Below are 21,309 nucleotides of genomic sequence, written 5' to 3'. Positions count from 1 at the left end.
ATCTCAAGAGTATTTTTTCAATATCTGTAGTTTTTGCTCATACTCTTTTACTCCAGTAAAATTCTTCAATTCTGTTAACCTTTTTAACATTGTTTCATGTTCTGCAATGATATTTAGTATTAAATCACCACACCCCACCTCCAGCACTAGTACTAGTACTACTACTTTTACTGTGGCTAGTACCTGTATACTCAGTAGTAGCAATGCTACTAGAACCAACCTTCTGCAGAGCTTGGTATTCACTCTCAGTTAGACCTATATACAGAGCTTCATCATGAGTTATCCTGTCGGCTATTTCCATGGTAATGGAGTTTCCTGTTGAAATAAGATTGGACTCTTTTTTTGTCAGTGAATCAAGATTGCTCTGTGAACGCACAAACTGGTTTTGATATCCAGATTGTAGCAGTGCAGAAGAGCGGTAGTTATCTAATAATAAATCTACGTTTTTATTTATAATTTGTCGACCATCATCCGTTGTAGTGACTTTTATACTACCATCATTGATAATAGCAGCCATATGTAATGAAGGAGCTAGGTTTTGTTGAGAAATAGTTCTATTGCCTATGCTGTAATTATCCATACTCAAGTTATTGTCGACTATATTACTTCCTAAGCTGCTAGCAACTTGTATAGGAGAGAACTGGCTGGCTAAGTTAGCTGTAGCATGAGCGCAAGCTTTTATCACTGACCAAGAAAGCATTGGTATTGATGATGCAAGCATTTGAAACGTCGCATAGCTATATAAAATCATCTCTGCAAAGCTTCCTTGCGATAGCATATTCAGACCATAATCACTACCGAAAGCTCCAGATTTACTGGATAAGCTGATCATTCCTAGACAATGGATTATTGTAAAAAATACTGGCCAGCTGCTGACCCATATTATTAATAGAATCCATGTTTTGAGTATGTTGTAACCACCAGGCAGTAAGCCCATTGGAAATACAATAAAGATCATTGAAACTACTAATGCAAAAAAAACAGATTGTAAAATAGGCATCATGTGAGCAGCCATTTCCCCAGCGACTAGATACGAAAATGATTGTTGAAAGAGCCCTCTGATTGCATGCATACTCACCAGATTAGGATAAATTCGTGATAATGAAAACTTCTCACGCCAGTCATCATATGACTCACGATTAGCATTAAGTAGCATAGCTTGCTTCATCCATTCATGAATGTCTTGTTGCTCTCTCTGTAAATATTTTAGTGTGTCGCCAGTCATGACTTTTAGTCTTTGACTTAACATGCTTGACTGATCAGATTGAACTCCAATCGCTGCTGCGAACTTTGTTAGAAGCCCTTCATTTAATTCTTTATGAATTGCTGCTTTAATCAATGGAGTAGCTTGTCTGCATGTCTTGAAACTAATACCTAAATTACTAGGCTCACGATAATAAATACCGAAATTATTAGGTATATTCTGCTCGATAAATCCTATAATGTCATTAGTTTGTTGAGCAGCTGCTTTTTTGCCTAGAATATTACCTATGATGTAAGGCTTCATAAAGCATTGTCTAAGAAATTCCTTAGTATTAGTTAAAGTTACTGGATCATGTATTTGCACATCTCGAATCTTAGCTACAGCCTTAGCTCCAAACATAATACCAGTTTTTCTGCTTGATAGTCCTTCATAAGCCGGTAAAAGATGATTTTCCAACATTTTGGACACAAAGTAACTCGTTTGCGATGAAAGAGAAGCAAACATTGCAATACCTATCGGAATATTATCAACTTTTACTGGTGCACTCATTGATACCTCATCCTTGAGCCAAACAGTAGCTTTGGGGGCAAATAACAGCGTAAAAATAAATATCGATGGAAAGAACCACTCCATAGCAAAGATGCCGATATTTCCTCTAAAAATAGCCCTAGTAGCAGCCCATATGCCGCCAATAGTCAAGGCTAAGTGGCCTACTGGAGTGAAGTATTCGCTATTTGAAGCAAAGACTCTGCCTATGCCGTTAAACACATGCCATAACAGATCTCCACCACCAAATGTGTATATTACGTAATCCATTAACTTTTCTCCTTCGCTATTAAATGCTGCTCTATTAATCTAGCCCTTTTATCTATTCGACTTGCATCTGTTTGTAGGCTAGTCCATTTCTCATTTGCAAAAAGTTGTACCCGATTCAATTCCTTCAAATATCTTTCTAAATGTTCATTCGAAACTTGCTTAGCACCTAGTGAAGTAACGGCTCTACGTATTTCGGTGATTACTTCCTTCAAATGCTGAACTAATGTATAGCTAGCTATTAATTCTGATGAGCTATCTAAAATTGTGACTCCAGAAATAGCTTCTAATATGATATAATCATAAATTGGGAATATATCTCCAATCGAAGATAAAAAGGCTATTTCATGGTCACTAAATTCAGTATTCTTACCAAATTTAATTTTTAGATTAGTCAATTGTTGTTTAGCTTTACCTGCATAAGATTTCTCTGGTGATATTGTGATATTTCGTCGCAAGCGTTGAATGCAAGCAACTGACATTATCACAACTGTAAATCGAGGCTGATTCTCCGCCTTTTAAATGACTAATCCAACTTTTTTCATCCTGAGCTAATGAGTCATAAAAGTGTACATTATTGTTTGTAACCACGATAGTGCCAGTCATAGACATGATTGAATCACGCATATTTGATGGTATTCCAACCTTCGCTGCTGCTTTAGTGAAGATGTTATAATCATCAAGCATTAACTCTGAATCCTTATTTTGTGCTTGTCGCAGAGCTTGTTTTTGGGCTAAATCATTACGACATTTTTTACCAGCAGCAAAATAATCAAACCCGCTGTGTGACTGTATATCACGGCAAACAGCTTCTCTCATAGCCCAGTTCTTTGGTAAAGCTGTAGCAAATAATGCTTTTGTTAATTCGCAATCTCCCTTAGCAAATTGATTCATCTCCATTGCTAGATTACGTAAGTCCTTGAGAGCGTTCTCAATCTGTGGAGCAAATGTTTTTAATCCTAATGAAAATGCATAAACTTTAGCTTGAGAACCAATATTCTTCATTAGTTGAACTAATTCTTCTCCAGAAATAACAGAGAAACTACCAAGATAGGCGTCAATACCGCTACAGCTCATGTTTAAAGATGGTGGAGTTATAGCAAATGGCTGAAAGGATGTTTGGCTTGTTCTGGCAGATAATCCGCCAGCCGCATAATATCCAGCCGCTTGATTCTGATATGATCCAGATCTAGTAACATTAACACTCATTCCTTGAAATACGTTTTCGATATTCCAAGCTAGTGATACTAGAGCTTGTAGCAAAAATAATGCTGCAATAACATAAACTCTGATTTTGATGCTCATCTAGTCTCCAATTTATGATAATATCTATCGATTGCTAGAATATTGTCGATAATTTTATTCTCAGAGATTATGCCTCTAGCTACTGAATATATTTTTTTACCATCGCTAGCTACTAGATATAATACAGGTACAATATGCTTAGGATTTAGTTTATTAAGCAACTCATTATTCTTACTGACAGCTAGCAACTGAAATGCATATTTATTAGCAAAGCCCTGAACAATAGGCATAAAGGCCTTACAGAGCAAGCAATCTTCTTTAACTTGCAGAATCAAGCCCCAGTTTTTAGCAATGTTTTTGAGTTTTAAGTCGTTTTTCTGCTCTGATTTTTCTTGATATAGCTTTCTATGTAAGCTATTAGATGGCTCATGAGCATTAATCAGTTGATAATCAAGTAGAGTAGCTAATTGCCACATAGTAGCAAACTTATGCGCCTTCTCCATGATTTGCTTCTGCAATCTTTGGGCTGTAATTACATTTTCGAGCGTTGGATTATCAAGCGCTATACGCTGAGCTCCATTAAATTGCTCCTTTAATTCCTCGATTCTATGATCATGGGCCAAATTTATCAACTTAGAAGTAGAGTCATCAGGCTCATGACCATGTTTATCATTGTACCATAAAAAACCATGTAGGCGAAGAGTTAGCAATAGCTAATTCTATCGATAAGTAATTAAGTAGCCCCATAATTAGCATTATTGCTAATGGATTCATTATTGCATTATTTTTATATCTATCTAAAATGAAGTTTACTCAAAGAAGAGAAGCATGACACAATCAAAGATTGCTGAAATGCTTCAACTATAGTTATTATCTTATTTGTGATAATACTAGTTACTACAAATCTAAGAACATAACAAATCAAAACAAAGCAACTAAAAATAGATGTCGTCAAATCTTAAATCATTTCATGAATACTGTCCTCTCCCAACGGTACTTTACGTTCTTCGTTAAGCTGTTGAAATGCTCCAAAATCATCATCATCCAATGTGTCTAATATCTGCTCAGTTATGTTGATAGGTAACTCACGCCACTTTTCCAAAAATTTATCAGCATCGGTTTTTGCTGAATCGGGTTTTAATTTTAATATCTGCTCCTTATTTTCCGCTATTATTACCAGCGAGTTATTTGCGACCTTTATTTGCCCTTCCCTCCATAATAGCCTTTTCTCTTGCAAGTGCTCTGCGATTTTATGCTGATCATGTTCAATAGCTAAAGCTAAATCTAAAACTGTATAACCGTCTTTATTTTTCAAATTAAAATTAACATTATTACTTGACAAACTCTTTATTAACTCTGTTGAGCGATATGAAATAGCTACATTACTATTCTTTCTTAGGTATTCTTCATATCTTACATGTAAATCTTTAGGATGATATAAAATAGCCAAATGTAAAGCAGTTTGACCATCATTATTTTGTATGTTTGTATCTACTCCTCTATTCAACAGCATATCTGCTGTATCTATAAATCGCTTGTCATAATCATCTAAATCACGCTCGTAAGAAAGAACAGTACTAAGAAGATTAGTAGGAAATTTTTCAAAGCTATACTTAGCAATTAAATGTAAAAGAGTTTGACCATCATTATCTTGTGAATTTATCATATTAGGATATGTATATATATCTAAATCTAACAAAAACTGTACTACATCTTTGAAGCCATTTCCAGCAGCTAAATGTATTGGAAATTTCCCGCTCTTATCTTTTATATGAATATTAGCATTCCTTGTATGATAAAAATAAGTGAAATTGCAATAAAATAAAAGATTATAGCAATAGCACAAAAGAAAGCTAGTATACAGTAGCGTTCCTAAGGCTAATAGCCTGTTCTATAGATAAGTAACTAGCTTTTTTAATTAAAAACCGGACGGTATTCTTAGGCAAAAAGCCTGTATTTACAAGGTTGGTTTTGAGATATTTAACATAAAATTTGGTGATTATGAATAGTATAATTGTAGGAATTGACGTTTCTAAAGAGACATTTGATGCAGCTGTGTTAATTAATAATAAAGTTCAAACAAGAAAATTTAATAATAATTCTGAAGGGTTTAACAAATTAGTAACATGGTTAAAAAGCAGAGGAACTGGACATGTTTGTATGGAAGCAACAGGTATCTACTGGAAAAATTTAGCTAAATATCTGTACGATTATGGTTATAAAGTAAGCGTAGTAAATCCTGCCCGTATTAAAGGTTTTGCAATGAGTAAACTTAGTCGTACAAAAACAGATAAAGCAGACAGTGTATTAATAGCAGATTTTTGCAAAGCAATGAAACCGGAAGCATGGTATCCACAGCCTCTTTATATTCAAGAACTACAGCAGCTAGTTAATCGCCTGAATGTTTTAATTAAGCATAAAACACAAGAAACAAATAGATTAGAAGGAGCTTCTAAAGCAATTGCTAATAATATTCAAATGCATATTGAATTTCTTGAAACACAAATTAAAGAAATTGAACAACTAATCAATGACCATATTAAAAATAACAAAGATCTTCATAATAAGGCTATGTTACTTGAGTCAATACCAGGCATAGGAGCAAAAACACAGGCTGTAGTTCTTGCTTTTTTAGCAGATATTGAGAAATTTAGTTCTGCTAAACAAGTTGTAGCTTTTGTAGGTCTTAATCCTAAGCATCGTCAATCTGGCAGTTCCGTGCGGGGTGCTAGTAGAATCTCTAGAACTGGTAATTCAGATCTACGTAAGTCTTTTTATATGCCTGCTATGTCTGCCTTAAGACATAATTGTATTATCAAGCAATTTTCTCAACGTTTGTCTGATACTGGCAAACCCAAAATGCTTATCCTTATTGCCGCTATGCGTAAGTTATTACATATCATTTATGGTGTTTTAAAGCATAATTCTCCTTTTAATCCTAATGTTTTAATCAATCAGAAATAATAATCTTATAAAAACTTACATCTTTTTTATAAAATTATTATTTCTTTTCTTGATTCTTATCACGGTATCTATATGCTTTTTCCTAACAATTTCATCATTCGACATACTTTGCAAATCGACTAATTGATAGTCGGAGGTCATTAATTGCTTAGCTATCATTGAATCTGTAAATAAATCCCACAAATTCCTAGGTGCATTGTAGACTTCTTTGCCGTTGTAGATCACTAAATTATACACTAATGGTAATTTAGTTTTTTCTTTCTTATGCCTTTCGCACAATAACAATGTGTATCTCCATAACCGCAGAGCTGTCCAATAATCGACGGTTGATTGAGCTTCAATTAATATATAAATAAAAGCATTGCCATGTTTTTTGGTTGCAACTTTATAGACGATATCACTGTATTTTTTCTTTAACGATTCTTCTATATAACTCTCTTGCTCTACTTTTATTTGTGATAAATCTATTAAACTCTTGAAATCCGTTGGTAAATAATACTCTAGAAATTCTTGTTCAGCCACTGGATCACTCATGATTGTCTTTGCCAATGAATCATGCTTTAATTGTTTTGTCATATTTTTTCACTCTATAGTTTTTTTAATAAAAAATGCTGTGTCATACTCTGCCTAGTGTTTCGGACATAATCCTGGTTGTATATTAGTTTGTATTGATTCAATTTTTTCATTAAGTTTTCTTATTTCAGGGCTGATAATATTTCTAACAGCATATAATCCTTGTATGATGAAAATAAGTGCTATTGCTATAAAATAAAAGATTATAGCAATAGCACTTATTTTCATCATACAAGGATATATTAATGTTTACTCAGAATGAGTTAGAGAAAATTGAAGGCATAAAAATATATGGCACAAAGGATATAAATAAGAAAATTCCAATTATTTCATTTTGTGTGGTTGGATCTTTACCATCAGAACTAGCTTATATTTATTTAAAAAATGGGGTGTAGTTTTAAGCTCTGGGATTCATTGCGCCCCTTGGCTCCATGAAACTATTGGAACCTTGCCTACAGGTACACTTCGCGTAAGCATGGGGAACTATACAACAAAAAAGGACATTGAACATTTTATTAAGGCTACCAAAGATATTATTAACAGAGGTGAATGTGCAAAAGTTAGTGCGTGATCAAATTCCTAAAATCATTGAGAACACTGGACGGCGTTGTAATGTGCGTGTGCTTGATGAGACAGAGTATTATTTAGAGCTTAAAAAAAAGTTGGTTGAGGAAGTCGATGAGTTTCTTACCGAAGCAAACCTTGAGGAATTGGCAGATATCGTTGAAGTTATCTATGCATTAGCAAAAGCCATTGGCCATGATGTTAAAAAACTTGATGAGGTGAGGCGTAAAAAAAATTCTGAACGAGGATCCTTCGAGCAAAGGCTATTCATAGAGTCAACAGACAATTAGTTTATTATAAATAAGTAGAGTAAAAAAATGTCAGTGTGTGTCCAAACTCAACAGAAATTTGACTTCTAGATATGACAAGTGTTTTAAGTGCGGTTGTGGCCGTAATATTAAGGGTTGGTTTACAGGTCTTTGACCGTAAAATTCTGAATAAGAATCCTAAGCTCTTCTCTGAAATTATGCAGACGAATTCTACGTATCCTTTTTTATTCTCTATCTTGTTTATTTTAGTACTAGGGCAAAGGCAGAGCATGCTTGAGTATCTACTCTCATTGGTGATCATCGCTCAAGGGGTTATACTTGCCTGTGCATCTTGGAGTATATCTCTTGGACTGAAAAATATGAACCTTAAGTACGTTGTTGTTGTCCAAAAACTTGTAGATCTGATCATCCCATTCATACTAATTGCTTCACATTCCACTCAAACAATACATTGGGAATTATTTATATCTATTTTTTTCTATATACCTTTTGTTTACTCCGGAATAAAATTTCGGAACATCTGTTTTGTATCAGTTTTTTGCATTATTTCTACGATTGGCTTACAGGCACTTTTTGGAAGTTTTGCATCTAAGGATCGCCCAAACAGTGTCATACAGTTTTGTGCGTACGTGGCAGCAATATTATTCTGGAGATGGGTTACAGTTGGTGGGTGGTCTTTACTCCTATTTAAGACCAAAAATAGCCTAGGTAGGGGTCTTAAGGTTCAACTTGTTGTAAGAGCAGGCTTTGCTTATTTGTCTCAGATAGCTTTTTTTTTGCGATCACATCCGAGAACACCAGTCAATCTTGGACTATTCTCAATGCAACTCCTGTGTTTTGCATGTTGTCAGCTTCTCTGTTTTTGGGCGAGAAACTACTCCCTGCAGAATTGGTGTCAGTATTTTGTCTTGTTATAGGTTTTGCAGTTTGCTGTATGTATTACCAGTAAATAACCCCCTTTATGAAATGTTTTTGGATAATTAGGATAAAATTATGAACTCAAACCTAAAAAATATTTTAAAACAAACAGATATTGTTTGTAGTAATATGAACGATTTAGTTGTCCAAGGTATAGCAAATATTTTGAATAATGGTGTACGTGTTTCGGCCAAATCAAAACATTGCCTACAGGCATACAATGTTAGTTACACCCTAACAAACCCCTTGGATAGAGTTTTTACGTTAAGACGACCATATTCCATCGCTATCTGTGTAGGGAGCTATTAGCTTTTTTCAAAGGAAGCCTCAAAGTTCATGATGGACTGTCTAATGCTTCTAAGTTTTGGGAGAAGATTGCTGATAAAAATGGTAAGATAAACTCAAACTATGGCCACTATGTTTTCCATATTCAATTACCTGAGGCCAACAACCAAACTCAATATGACTGGGTGGTATCGTGCTTTCGTGAAGACTTGGATACTCGACAGGCTCTTGTTAATATTTCCCAAATCAACCATAAAACCAGCGATATTTTGGACTTTCCATGCACACTTGGTTTGCAATTTTACGTAATAACGTCAGTTTAGGATAAGAGAAAGTATGAAAAGCATAATGAAAAGGGTCTACAAGAGATAATGTACAATTATGATTATGTGAGATATTAAATATAGTTTTAATTAATAACAGTTAATTTATTGCTCACATATCTGCAAGCGCAATTTTAGAATAAAAAACAGTCAGAACGCTAGTTTAGGATAAGAAAAAGCATAAAAGGCATAATGTAAAAGGTCTATGAGAGATAATGTACAATTAAATTATGCGATATATTTAAATATAATTTCAATTAATAACAGTTTATTTATTTCTCATATTTCTATAAGTATTAGTTCATAATACTATACTTAATAACCTGAACATTTGACTTGTAACACTTGTATATTATCTCTTTCTAACTGTTTCTTATTCTAAAATTGTGTTTGCAGATATGAGAGCAATAAATAAATTGCTATGAATTATAAAACTATATTTAATATATCACATAATCATAATTGTACATTATCTCTTGCAGGCCTTTTGTAGTATACCTTTGATGTTTTTCCTTATCCTAATCTGGTGTTACTAGGTTTCATCACTACTATGGTTAACTCAGCCATCCTTACACCATCTCCAAAGCCTTATGTTTCACCACTTGTACTTTGAATACTTACTTAATTACGTAAGAGTTATAAGGACTTCTCAAGTTGTGTCATTAATCTTTACAAACTCGCTGACGCCTATGACCCCGGTGGTTGAAAATTTTTGGATTTTCACTAGTTTGACCTCCAATCTTCTTTTGCCTACTATGTAGTAGAACATATCGGCTTCCACTATATAAGCCTTTCGGGGATATCACGTTCACCATTTGGTTTCGGCTCGAATGTTTCACTGTCTACGCTTTACTACTGTCGTTACCTTCAGCAGCACAAGACTCGCTATATGGTGGATCTAGCTTCTCCTTCCATAACTGGACTTTCACCAGTAAGATTAATTCACCTTATCTTGACGCACCTACTATCGCTTCCACCTTAGCTTCCTCTTTATCTTGACGCACCTACTATCGCTTCCACCTTAGCTTCCTCTTTTTGTTTAGAGTAGTATAGAGATGATGATTTATTATACAATTCTTTAACATTCGTAATATCATTTTGTTTTTCTATACTATTATTTTCTGTTTGCGTAAGTTTGGTTGCTTCAACTGCTTTAGTAAGTTTAGTAATTTCAGGTTCTATAATGTCTCTAATTGACTGGTCTCCACAACTTTGCAACAGATTATTAAAATCACCATTTTCTGGTGGTTTGACTATACAAGTTATCGCTCCCTTCATTTCTAACGTTTTTGCAGCTTTAATTACAGTATTATTAGTTATAGGATTTTTGCTATCATTATCTGCTGCAATGATGATTTTTTCACCAGGAAATGGTGAATAATTTCTCAAATTCGCAATTCCTGCACTAGCAATGATATTACCTTTAATGCCTGATTGCTGCAAGCTCAATGCTGTTTCAGCGCCTTCTGCTATAATTGTTATATTAGGGTCATTCGCATTTCGCTTTGCGATTGTTATGAACGATCCGCTGATTTTACCGAAAGATCTTCTGTTAATTGAAATATTCGCCTTATCTCCTGCCAAATTTAGATATACAGCCTGTACTCCTGTAATTTCCCCTTTTGAATTTCTTGCAAATGCTGTAAATGCTGGATAATTTTCTCTCGTTTGAGTATCAAGCAGTATACTGGCTTTTAAGTCTGAACTTGCAGTGCTTTTGTCAAAAGTAATACCACGATTTTCAAGATACTTTTTTACTATTTCAACTTCTGCGCTTGGGCTCGTATCTATCTCATAACCATGTATTCTGCTTGATCGTTCATACAAGTTTTGAACTTTTGCGATTTTAACACTTTCAGATTGTTGAGTGTATTGTTGAGAATCGTCAGTCTTAGGCGGTCTCTGATACCGTTGACTAATATTAGACATTCCAACCATACTTTTCAAATATTCCTTTGCCTCAAAAAAGCTGTATCCTCTTTCTCTTTGAGCCAGGGATAATAAATCACCCTTTTGTCCTGTACTAAAGTCATACCATTTTCCAGCGTACTTGCCCTCGGTGGTTACTTGTATTTTGCCAGTGTCTCCCCAACGTATTTTTCCGTATGTAGATAGGCGCTTATTTGGATCTCCAAGAAGCTCACAAGCTATAGTTTCAGCTCTATAAGCTATTGCATCCCTCAATTTTTGTAGTTCTTCCTCGCTATTTGAATAATAATCGTTTTTTCTATAGTTTTGAGCAGATTGATATTGCCTTACTTCATTTGCTTGAACATCATTATTCTCCTCTTTTGAATTGATAAAGTCTGTCTTAGCTGTGCTAAGCTGCTCTATTAGGTTAGCAACATTTTTTGTAGCTTGCACATTGTAGTACAGCCGTACTTGCTCTGCATTCCCTATCATGCTTATGTTAGAACTTTCTATTCCTACACCATTATTATGAAGAACATATACATCTTTTTTGACAGCTGTTTGTGGGTTACAAACTGTTGTAGCATATCCATGTTTAAAGCTTATTTTATTTAAATCAAAGCTTACCTCGTTTCCTGTATCTGTCTTAGCTACAAACTTATTTTCATCAATTGATACTAGAGTTGCAAATTCACTGTTTTGTATTTGTAAATCCTTATCGTTTGTTTGAAATACAATTCGGTCTCCAGCCATGTAGTTAGCATATTTTTTTGATTCGGCTCCTGAAATTAAAATGCTGTATTCTGGACCTTTTAGATCACCATTTTCCTTCATGTAGTTTCTGATGTTTTGATTAATATTTTCAGCTTCTTTATGGCCAGCAATTATCAAACGATCCTGCAGCTCAAATTTACTATTTTTCCAATCATTGATTAATTGGTTTATTGATTCTTTTAGAGTATTATCAGCCCTCAAGCTATTATGATCGCTAAGTAGCACTATGCCATCAGCAATATCACCATTTGTCAGCTTTACAGCTACATTGTGGTTCAAGCTGTTAGCTTTAGAATTTTCTATATCTGTTTTTGAATTATGAATGTTATTGAAATTATTTGAATCATTGATTTTGTCAGTCATATAAAACCTCACCTTCGCGTCACTAAATTGTTTTGCGGTATAAATATTTGCTATTTTTACGGTTTGAATTATAATTTTATTGCTAGGTGATTATTGGAATAGTTTTCCTGTTAAATGTAGAGCTTGCAAAAGTTCAAACGCTTTCAGTATTCTCTTAACGCCAGATTAGGATAAGGAGTTAGAAGAAAAAGAAGAGGAGATAAGATAAGGATTAAGTTTGGAGATAGAATAACTAGTAAGAGAAGCAATTATATGAACAAAGAAATTAAGAGGAGAACGGTGTCTAGTATGCTCTAAATGCATGTGTTTTTTTAGTACATTAAAGACAGACTCAATTAAAGAACGTTTATTTAATAAGCACTTATCATCTATGTCTAATAAATATGTTTTCATATCTTTACGAAGATTAGTAAATAAACGTAGACCATTGGAGAAGAGTTGATGAAATAACTCTTTAGATATGTAAGCTTTATCACCAAACAATTTACCAGATAGGCCTTCAGAAATAACTGAAGCTATAGATAGGTCGCTTTTATTGCCTTTAGTAATTTTAACTGACATTATTTCGCCTTTGTTATTGATTATAAGATGAAGCTTAAAGCCTAAGAACCAGCTATAACTACTCTTGCCAATTTTAGAAAATCTGTTAAAAACTCTATTGCTGGAAGTACGTTTATTATGACAAATTGCTAACTTTGTAGAATCGATATAATATATACCAGTCTCATCTCCTTTCAGATAATGCATTAATACGGCTAATGGTAGCAACATTCTAGGTAATAGTTGTATTATCCTACTATAGCTTGGTAAACAAAAGTATTCTTTATACTTATAACGCAAGTAATATAGATAATAATTTTTAAAATCCTTGCATGGAGATAAATAAAAATATATCGTTATTGTTAATAACTCAGCTAAGGACAACTTTCCATCTCTGTTCCTTTGATTACTACTTGGTATTAATTTCTTTCTTTTCCACTCTTGATATATCTTGCAAAAATTATCTATTAAATAGTATACTGTTACAATACATTTTTTCATGTTGGGTTATTTCATTTTTATTTAAATTTTCTTTATAACTCAACATTCTCTCTTTGTATACCTTTTATTCACTACCTTTCATATTTCCCTTATCCTATTCTGGCGTTTTTAATGCTGTTTTTTTCATTTCACAAAGTGTAACTACCTTAACAATTTAAGCTATATTAGAGTATTTACCTCCTTATTCTCATGATTTAAATCCTATTGAAAAAATAGTTTCAAGCTAAAACAAGAAGAGTGAAATATCACTGTGACTTAGACACTATTTTCGAAAAGTATATAGCATAACTGTTTTATACTGGCTATATCTTAAATACGAACTATCACCTCACATCGTACAGAATCTCATTACCAATATAAATCATGCTCATAATTTACTTCTTCTTCAACAAAGGAATCTTCTTCTATATCATTTTCTGAATTTTCTGACTGATAATCATCATCGTTATAAAGTTTATAAGATTTCTCCAGTGCATCTATAATTTCTTTTTCTCGTTTTTGTTCTTCAGATAAGTAGTGATGGCTAACAGTATCATTTTTGCTAAAAAGGCCAAGTTGTAATCCTAAATACTGTATGAATAATAGATTAGAATTGAAATCTGTAGCAGAAATGCTAATATTTGTATTATCAGTACCATCATTATCAACAAAATCATAGGACAATCCTTTACTTGCCATAGTCATAGTATTATCATAATTCAATTTACTAGCACTACTCCCAAACCATGGAGCAGTAGAAACGCTAGTATTTGTATTATCAGTACTATCATTATCAACAAAATCATAGGATAATCCTTTACTTACCATACTCATAGTGTCATCATAATTCAATTTACTAGCACTACTTCCAAACAATTGAACTAATTCTTTAAGATAGTGAGTAACTGTATTAATACTATTTTCTATCCACGTACCTATAAATGATTCAGTTTTGCTAGCACTACTAGATACCTGCTCTAATTGATCCTGCTGCTCATCATATTCATCACTCTCATTATCAGCTATATCACTTTCATAGCTATCTATAGTTTCAAACGAAGTATCTGACCTTTTAGAACGTGACCGTGGTAATCCGGCAAAATCTTTATGTTTAATACCTAAGTATTGTGCTGTACTAATAATATCATCTGCGTTGAGAGATGTTATTGCATCATTATGCTGTGTAGTTTTAGTATGAAGATAGTTCTTTAATGTGATCCGATATGATAAGACAGATTTGTATGCGTTTAGATAAAACTTTATGTCTAAGTGTGATGGAAAACTATTATCTTTAACGCATGCACTAGTAAAAAGTATTTGATCATGCTCTGATACAAATCCCAATGTTTCATAATTGATCGTTGTTTTCTCTATCTGAAAGCTATGGAGTGACACAATACATTTTATAATGTCTTCTCGATATTTTGTCCAACCCATCATTCCATATGAGTATAATTCTTTAGCAGCATCCATTGCTAACTTTATTCCTTTAATAGTAAGGTCACATAAATATATTCTTATCGGCTCCTCGGTATCACTAAACTCAATTACATCAATCTTATACTTTATATTAGTAAAATATTTCTCTATTATAACTTTGCTTTTGCTAGTAGTATGAGTTAATACCAAATTTTGCTCCTCTTGTGTTGCAAGTATATGATTTGGAGTTATATTTTTTAGTACTAAAACACCTACTTTTCCCTTATCACGATCATGTTCTATCTTAGATACTGTTGGTACAGAATCCACGTGCATAATAATAGTGTGCTCACTTACAATGGCATCATAGCTGTCTTCGCTGTAGCTTCTTATTTTTTCGCTTTCAGCAAATACATTAATTGAATAAGTATAATCAATATCACCATCCTTATAGAAATATATTTTTAAACCTTTCCACTTAGTACTATCTAAATAAAAATTCTTTACAGTTAATATAAGCTCATTACTTCCTTCATTCCCTATAGATAGAATAAGTGAATCCTTTATTTGATAAAGTTTAACATTCCTACTTTCAGTAAAAACTACAGCTGACTCATCCTTCCTTACTTCAAAATCTTTCTTGTTACTATTAGCCATATAAAACTGAGCTAAACCTTGGTTGGAGCATACAGATTTACATGGTACATAATAGTCATTTTGTTGATCTATTAAGATAAGATGTTTATGGAAATTGTTCTTCTGCCAGTTCAGAACAATAATTTCGAACTCATTGCCCATGCTAGTTGTTATAGAAGATATTTTCAAATCATTACTTTCTGAATTAGTTATTAAAATATTCTCTATACTAGATAGTTGTAATATGTCTAAAATTTTATCTGTAGCAAAATTATCAATCTGTACAATGCTTTTTTGCCTAGAAAAATCTTTATGTAGAAAGTATATATCTGATTCTTCTCCACCTTTAACAATCATACTTGTTCGATCTAAAACAATAATATCTTTACTAGCAGAACCAAAATTAAAGACTGTTAGGTCAGACTTGGCTGTGCCAAACACTTTAAGATCGCTTGTACTTTTAGATACTTTGTTGTAATACGTAACTACATCTTGATTTGTCAAACTTTTTACTTCTTTAGAATTTAGATGTAATTCAAACTTGTCAATAAAAACGCTACTACCTTTGCTAATGCTCATAGGTGTAAAATCAACTTTAGGAATTACAACACTACCATACTTATCAATTAGATTAAAATTTGGAGTTTTTTTTGCTTGATTGAAATAGTTGTTTATCTCAAGTGTGAATATACCACCTTGAGTCAATGATATACTTATAGATATAGTATTAGTTGGCAAGTATTTAATCTCAGCTTGTAATAAAGCAATATCTAGGAACACAATATTACCTGTACCACGTACTCCTATTGTTGATTTCATCTCCTGATTTGCATACTCGTTTTGCATTGACTTAACAAAAATAGTGTAATAACCGCTATCACCTTCTACCTTTGTATATGGTCCTATCGTTAACTTTTTGCAGTTTTTTATAACATCAAATCCTTTTTCTCCATTACCTCCATTACTGTCTATATGCATACTATCAGAATTAAGTATCTCTTTGTCCTTATATATACTGTCCCCTATTTTCCTTGCCCTAATAGATGCATCAACAGTATCACAATCAACATGATCTGCTTTATTAACTCTACCTATATATTGAATATTTAGATTGCCTATATATGGAGTATCTCTAATCTCCTCATCATTTAATGTTTCTTGCATTAAGTTAACAGTATCTCCTATAGTACCTGCTAATCCGATTATGCAGTTCACATAATCAACTTTAAATTCTACAACTTGAGACTTTATATTACTTGCATCTATTATGTTTATGTAGTTACCAAAATATATTCTACCTTTAAACTTATCATCCAAAAACATAAAGTGATTAGTAACAGCGTGGCCACCTTGTACTATGGGATTACCTGTACGAATGAAAAAAATGTTATTTAGCTCATTGCTACCTTTAACATAACCATAGTATATATAGCTAAAATCAAAAACAATAAACTTTGTTTGATCAGCTTGTAATTTCCTGCTATCATGCTCAATAACTACTGCATTATCACAATAGTGTCTAACATTTGGATATGAAGATGCTAAGTTACTGTTCGAGAGTTTGTATTCATAAGGACTATTAGTAACTTTTGGTAAACAGCTAAATGTAGCTCCTGCTATTTCATCTGGCAAAACACGAGATATATGAACACTAGGGCTAAAATTAAGTTCAATTCTAGCTGTAGCTTCTGCAATATAGCATCTTTTAGTAAATCTCATAGATAGAATCTTATTCAGACCCGAAGTAGGCTTCTCGGAAGTACATGTTTCACATTTTTTTAGTTGTTTTGGACATTTTAGTACAACCTCAGTATAGATATCAATGTATCCAAGCCCAGTAGCATAAGCAGCTGTATTATTCGGAAAAGAGTTTAGTGCATCCCATGCTGACTTAACTATAGAATTTACTGAATTTGTTCTAAGCACAAGCTCATCAAGATCTTTCGATGTGCTTAACATAAACGCGTTGCTTATGAACAGCTGTAAATTTTCTAAATGTGTAGTATCATACTTTTGTTCCCATTCTATAATGGTACTGATGCCACTATATATTATACTAGCTACCATTATAATTATACTTACTCCAATACCAATTGGGCCACCGGCTGAAAGAGCTACTAAAATAATACCAGAAGCAAATGATACTCCAGCAAATGTAATAGCAGCGATGCTATCTCTTATCTCCTTATCACTACATGTATAATCAGTATTTGCTACTTTAGCACATTCAATTAACTTAATTGTTGATAGGACTATGGTTATAATATCAAATACTCCGCCTAATACAGCTCCTCCAAGCCTAATTGTTTTTGGAAATTTAGGAAATTTTTTTATTAATGCATCTTCACCACGTGGTATTAAAAATGACGAACTTATCTCGCCAAGGCTTAATGAGCAGCCTAGGTTTTGCTCTGATCCGCCTCCGTTGAGTGCTTGCTGACATGAAACAATAGTCCCATGTATTCCTCTTATTAGTAGAATACGTGATCCAGCATTGGCTAATCTATTCTGCAGTGTAGTACTAAAGCCTGAAGAAGGGCTCTTGGCAATATTATTCATCTCTTCTAAGAACTTATTATTACGCCAGCTTGCATAACCATCATTTTCTACAATCTTGCTAAATAAGTATTTTTCATGACCAACTATTCTATCACTATCTTCTGCTAGTATACCTTTTGCTAAATCTAATAATTGAGGCTCTAGATCTAAGTTAGTATTCTCAGATAATAGCTTATTAAATTTTTCAGTATCAATCTTAATTTTATAATAGTTCCGTTTCTCTGAAATTTCTTCATTTGTATTAAACTTATCAACATCGTTCCAGCTTATTACGCACTTACTATCTACTCCTCTCTTATTCCTAACTTTAGAATCAGTGAGACATAGCCCGCTACTTGTGCCTACTTTTCCTGGGGTTATTACAGCTGCTAGTTCTAAGCTAAGTGTCTCAATTGAATAACTATTCTTATCTATGTATTCGTGTAATATCTGTGCAAATTGTTCTTGTCTATTGGATAGTACTTCGTATGTGATGCTTTTTTCGCTTTTGCGTATGAATATATTATTATTTATTCCTCCTATAGCATTAGCATCTAATATACCTAGTACTCTTTTATATTGCTCAACAGATTCTTGTTTTTGGTGCTGTAGCTTACTTAACTCACGTGCACGAGTTGATGTAGCCACAGCATTTATTTTAAGATATGATTTATAATTAGGTTTTAACAAAAAAGACATAGCATGCAATGTATCATCTATTGATTCCCAGTGAGTTACTAATGATTTCCACGTTTTTGTATTAAAATTAATTCTGTGGTTTACATCAGCACTATAATAGCTTTGTAAGGTTTTAATATATTCATTTAACTTCTCTTTATATGTATCTAAACTATCTTGAGAAAAAAATTTGGCTAATTCAGAGTCTTCAAATACACTTCGCAAATGTTTTATAGTTTTATCTTTCAGGAAGCCAGGAAACTTTACTTCTAATTCTTTTGCTGCTGCTCTAAAACTATTATCTCTTCCGTTAGAAAAGGTTTCTTTACTATAACTATAATCCAACTGTGTAAATAATATTTTTACATCATCAAAATACATTTTAAAAGCACCGTCATGCAGTTGAGATACCATTTTAGTATTAGCAGTTGTGAAAAAAGCATCATGCACTTTAGCATAAGCATTAATCATTAAATCGTAAAAATTAAACTCTTGGCCTCTTTGAAATAATGTATATGCAATAACCTCCAATATGTGTTCTCTATCTGATTTAAATTTTGGATCATTGTACATTGTATTAGCATTTTGCATATCACCTTGTCCATCATTTATGCTATGAAAAATACCAGACCAAGTTTTAGATAATGCAGCATAATAATTTTTACTACTTTTTGTGCCTTTAATGTTGCCTGCACCTTTGCCTTTGATAGCATCTAGGGCAACTATAATTTGAGAATCTATATTATCATACAGATGAGAATATTTACTACATATATTTTTTAACCTCTGAAAGTTCTCACTTACTTCTTGTGAAGTTAAATGATCGTAAATATAATCTACAATATGGTGTAGATATTTTCTATAATAGAAAAACTTAGTATCTTGATAGCCACGAACTTCAGCGTTGTAAACTCGTTCTAAGAATTTTTGTATTGGTAAGTAATCAGGTTGCTTGGCATCAGGTTTTTTACCATCAGTAGCTTTTTCAGAAGCTATTATATGTTCAGGCTGAACATGTCCTATAAATATATCTTCTACTTTTGCATTAATGCTTGCTAAAAATAACTCTCTAGGTTGAGGAGAGTTTTGCTCAGTAGCATAATTGAATATTGTTTGTGCTTCTGCAGAAAGCACTGGTTGGTTTTCTGTTTCTATGTTATTATTACCTTGTAAATTTGATGATTTATGATGTACAAATTCATGAAAAACAGGTGGAATAACTTTAATGTTAATATCAGAGTTTTTTGCTAAGTTTAGCAGTAATATAATATGCTTATTGTTTCTAAGATCTGGTCCTTGTGGATCTATAATTTCTGAAAAAGTTTTAGCATTTCCCAAAATACCAAAATATTCACTTATTTTTTTGTAGCGATGTGATTTGTCTTGATTTATGTTTTCCTGATATACATGCTTGTCTAGTTCATCCTTCACCATAGATACTGGAAATACTGTTCTATCTTTGCAATCCTTAGTTTTTATACTTAGATAAAACGATTTGCTATCCCCTGCTGCTTTCTTTAGATTGTCTACTAAGCTATCAAAATCCTCCTGTGTAGTAGCCTTTTCAAAATATTTAGCTATATGCTCGTATTTTATTGTCTTATAGGCCTCTCCTGACCTATCATCAAAAATACCTTCATTTTTAAAAAGGGTCTGCATAGCATCACTTGGTACTTTGTTATATGCAACACAAATAGTGTCAAATAGCATTTTGAGTGAAATATAATTATTTGTATCAAAAATGATTGTTTGGCTCATGATTTGTATCCCCTTCGCATATTAAATCATCTATTTCTTGACTGCACAGTACAGTCATCCTATCATTATGGATAGTTACAATATCTTTATCTTCTTCCACATTTTCTGCATTTGCCACTATTACTTGTTTAATATAAGATATTAGCATCCTACGATCACTATTAATACCTTCTAAATCGATCCATAAATTGATATTTGGCAGTCTGTTATAAAGGTCTATAACCTTCATAGCTCCCTCAAAGTTTAAACTTCGACATCGCAATGATAATTTAATTGTTGATTTTGAATACCATTCTACTTCAGACAGCCCATCACATAAAATACATGAGTCTACATATCCAAAGTTACTATAGTTAAAGTTGAACTCTATTGTGAGAGGTCCTTGATTCCATTGATACTGCTGTATATCAAGCATTACATCGTGTAATAATGACTCGTATACGTAATCATTTATCTCAAATGTTAATACATTGTTTGCTTTTTTTAAATATTCTTCATAAAAAAACCGAATATTAACATCTAATGAATCATACATCATATATATCTTCCTTCCTTTATAAATTGTAAGTTTATTACCACACAAAGTAGCAATAATGCGCTTTCACATAGCCCATTATTTTAGTGTATGCAATGAAAAATAAATTTACAATGATTATTTAACTTTTATTAACTTTTGCTCTTTTTATTCAACTATAGACGAGATAACAATTGAGAGAAGGTGTTTATAGTTTGGCTATATATACTATAAAACGCCAGATTAGGATAAGGGATTAGAAGAGAAAGAAGAGGAGATAAGGTAGGGATTAAGTTTGGAGATAGAATAACTAGCAAGAGAAGAAATTATATGAACAAAGAAGTTAATAGGGGAGCGATGTCGAGTATGCTCTAAATGCATATGTTTTTTTAGTACATTAAAGACAGACTCAATTAATGAACGTTTATTAGACCTCTTTCGAAACTGGTTAAGGTAGTGCAAAATTATAAACGCCAGTTTAGGATAAGAGAAAGCAGGAAAAGCATAATACAAAAGGTATACAAGAGATAATGTGCAATT

At 32.8% G+C, this 21,309-nt stretch carries 15 protein-coding genes and 3 pseudogenes; 5 read left to right on the top strand and 13 right to left on the bottom strand.

What is annotated here, in order from left to right; translation table 11 throughout:
• Positions 1-3: 3 nt before the first annotated feature.
• The 6 genes from DK405_RS15235 to DK405_RS11420 all read right to left on the bottom strand — a co-directional run bounded on the left by DK405_RS15235 (position 4) and on the right by DK405_RS11420 (position 5,108).
• The gene (locus tag DK405_RS15235; RefSeq protein ID WP_269459330.1) at positions 4-138 is read right to left on the bottom strand and encodes a hypothetical protein; all 135 of its coding nucleotides are present in this window, start codon (positions 136-138) and stop codon (positions 4-6) included.
• Complete coding sequence (locus DK405_RS11435; RefSeq protein ID WP_231967775.1) at positions 125-2,020, bottom strand: conjugal transfer protein TraG N-terminal domain-containing protein; 1,896 nt, start codon at positions 2,018-2,020, stop codon at positions 125-127. The genes DK405_RS15235 and DK405_RS11435 overlap by 14 nt, the downstream gene beginning before the upstream one ends.
• Positions 2,020-2,475 carry a conjugal transfer protein TraH gene (locus DK405_RS15540; protein ID WP_331828126.1) on the bottom strand — a complete coding sequence of 152 codons (456 nt, stop codon included), beginning with the start codon at positions 2,473-2,475 and terminating at the stop codon, positions 2,020-2,022. The genes DK405_RS11435 and DK405_RS15540 overlap by 1 nt, the downstream gene beginning before the upstream one ends.
• Positions 2,429-3,322 (bottom strand): conjugal transfer protein TraH, encoded by an 894-nt coding sequence (locus DK405_RS11430; RefSeq protein WP_331828127.1) that lies wholly within the window; start codon positions 3,320-3,322, stop codon positions 2,429-2,431. Before DK405_RS11430 ends, DK405_RS15540 begins: the two co-directional genes overlap by 47 nt.
• Positions 3,319-3,972, bottom strand: a complete 654-nt coding sequence (locus DK405_RS11425) for a conjugal transfer protein TraF (protein ID WP_231967717.1) — start codon at positions 3,970-3,972, stop codon at positions 3,319-3,321. Before DK405_RS11425 ends, DK405_RS11430 begins: the two co-directional genes overlap by 4 nt.
• A 248-nt stretch (positions 3,973-4,220) precedes the next feature.
• Positions 4,221-5,108, bottom strand: a complete 888-nt coding sequence (locus DK405_RS11420; RefSeq protein WP_064612718.1) for an ankyrin repeat domain-containing protein — start codon at positions 5,106-5,108, stop codon at positions 4,221-4,223.
• A gap of 149 nt (positions 5,109-5,257) precedes the next feature.
• Here DK405_RS11420 and DK405_RS11415 point away from each other — a divergent pair, with 149 nt between their 5' ends.
• Positions 5,258-6,226: an IS110-like element ISOt5 family transposase gene (locus DK405_RS11415; protein ID WP_012460827.1), complete on the top strand. Its 969-nt coding sequence runs from the start codon at positions 5,258-5,260 to the stop codon at positions 6,224-6,226.
• 45 nt (positions 6,227-6,271) lie between these two features.
• Here DK405_RS11415 and DK405_RS11410 read toward each other — a convergent pair.
• Positions 6,272-6,802 (bottom strand): annotated as a pseudogene (locus DK405_RS11410) (Rpn family recombination-promoting nuclease/putative transposase); the annotation flags it as partial.
• Positions 6,803-6,853: 51 nt separating this feature from the next.
• Positions 6,854-6,964, bottom strand: a pseudogene (locus tag DK405_RS15935) (toprim domain-containing protein); the annotation flags it as partial.
• 80 nt (positions 6,965-7,044) lie between these two features.
• On the opposite strand from DK405_RS15935, the gene DK405_RS12925 reads away from it, so the two are divergent.
• From DK405_RS12925 to DK405_RS15920, 4 genes are all read left to right on the top strand, one after another.
• Positions 7,045-7,194 carry a hypothetical protein gene (locus DK405_RS12925; protein ID WP_162562995.1) on the top strand — a complete coding sequence of 50 codons (150 nt, stop codon included), beginning with the start codon at positions 7,045-7,047 and terminating at the stop codon, positions 7,192-7,194.
• On the top strand, positions 7,134-7,370 hold the full coding sequence (locus DK405_RS15930; RefSeq protein ID WP_162563018.1) for an aminotransferase class V-fold PLP-dependent enzyme: 237 nt from the start codon (positions 7,134-7,136) through the stop codon (positions 7,368-7,370). Before DK405_RS12925 ends, DK405_RS15930 begins: the two co-directional genes overlap by 61 nt.
• On the top strand, positions 7,363-7,653 hold the full coding sequence (locus tag DK405_RS11395; protein ID WP_197709775.1) for a nucleoside triphosphate pyrophosphohydrolase: 291 nt from the start codon (positions 7,363-7,365) through the stop codon (positions 7,651-7,653). Before DK405_RS15930 ends, DK405_RS11395 begins: the two co-directional genes overlap by 8 nt.
• Positions 7,654-8,825: 1,172 nt before the next feature.
• A complete protein-coding gene (locus DK405_RS15920; protein WP_080946480.1) occupies positions 8,826-9,158 on the top strand; it encodes a thymidylate synthase in 333 nt (110 codons plus the stop codon).
• 990 nt (positions 9,159-10,148) lie between these two features.
• Here DK405_RS15920 and DK405_RS11375 read toward each other — a convergent pair.
• The 5 genes and pseudogenes from DK405_RS11375 to DK405_RS11355 form a co-directional block, all read right to left on the bottom strand.
• The gene (locus DK405_RS11375) at positions 10,149-12,206 is read right to left on the bottom strand and encodes a toprim domain-containing protein (protein ID WP_064612552.1); all 2,058 of its coding nucleotides are present in this window, start codon (positions 12,204-12,206) and stop codon (positions 10,149-10,151) included.
• A gap of 165 nt (positions 12,207-12,371) precedes the next feature.
• Positions 12,372-13,247, bottom strand: coding sequence for an IS982 family transposase (locus DK405_RS11370; RefSeq protein ID WP_064612554.1), 876 nt, complete (start codon positions 13,245-13,247; stop codon positions 12,372-12,374).
• Positions 13,248-13,595: 348 nt separating this feature from the next.
• Positions 13,596-20,255 (bottom strand): calcium-binding protein, encoded by a 6,660-nt coding sequence (locus DK405_RS11365; protein ID WP_045912796.1) that lies wholly within the window; start codon positions 20,253-20,255, stop codon positions 13,596-13,598.
• Entirely contained in the window at positions 20,233-20,793 is a 561-nt protein-coding gene (locus tag DK405_RS11360) for a hypothetical protein (RefSeq protein ID WP_045912795.1), read from the bottom strand. The genes DK405_RS11365 and DK405_RS11360 overlap by 23 nt, the downstream gene beginning before the upstream one ends.
• Positions 20,794-21,012: 219 nt before the next feature.
• A pseudogene (locus DK405_RS11355) lies at positions 21,013-21,198 on the bottom strand (transposase); the annotation flags it as partial.
• Positions 21,199-21,309 lie beyond the last annotated feature (111 nt).

Source organism: Orientia tsutsugamushi, assembly GCF_900327275.1.
Taxonomy (GTDB): Bacteria; Pseudomonadota; Alphaproteobacteria; order Rickettsiales; family Rickettsiaceae; genus Orientia; species Orientia tsutsugamushi.
This window is presented reverse-complemented; position numbering and strand designations above follow the sequence as displayed.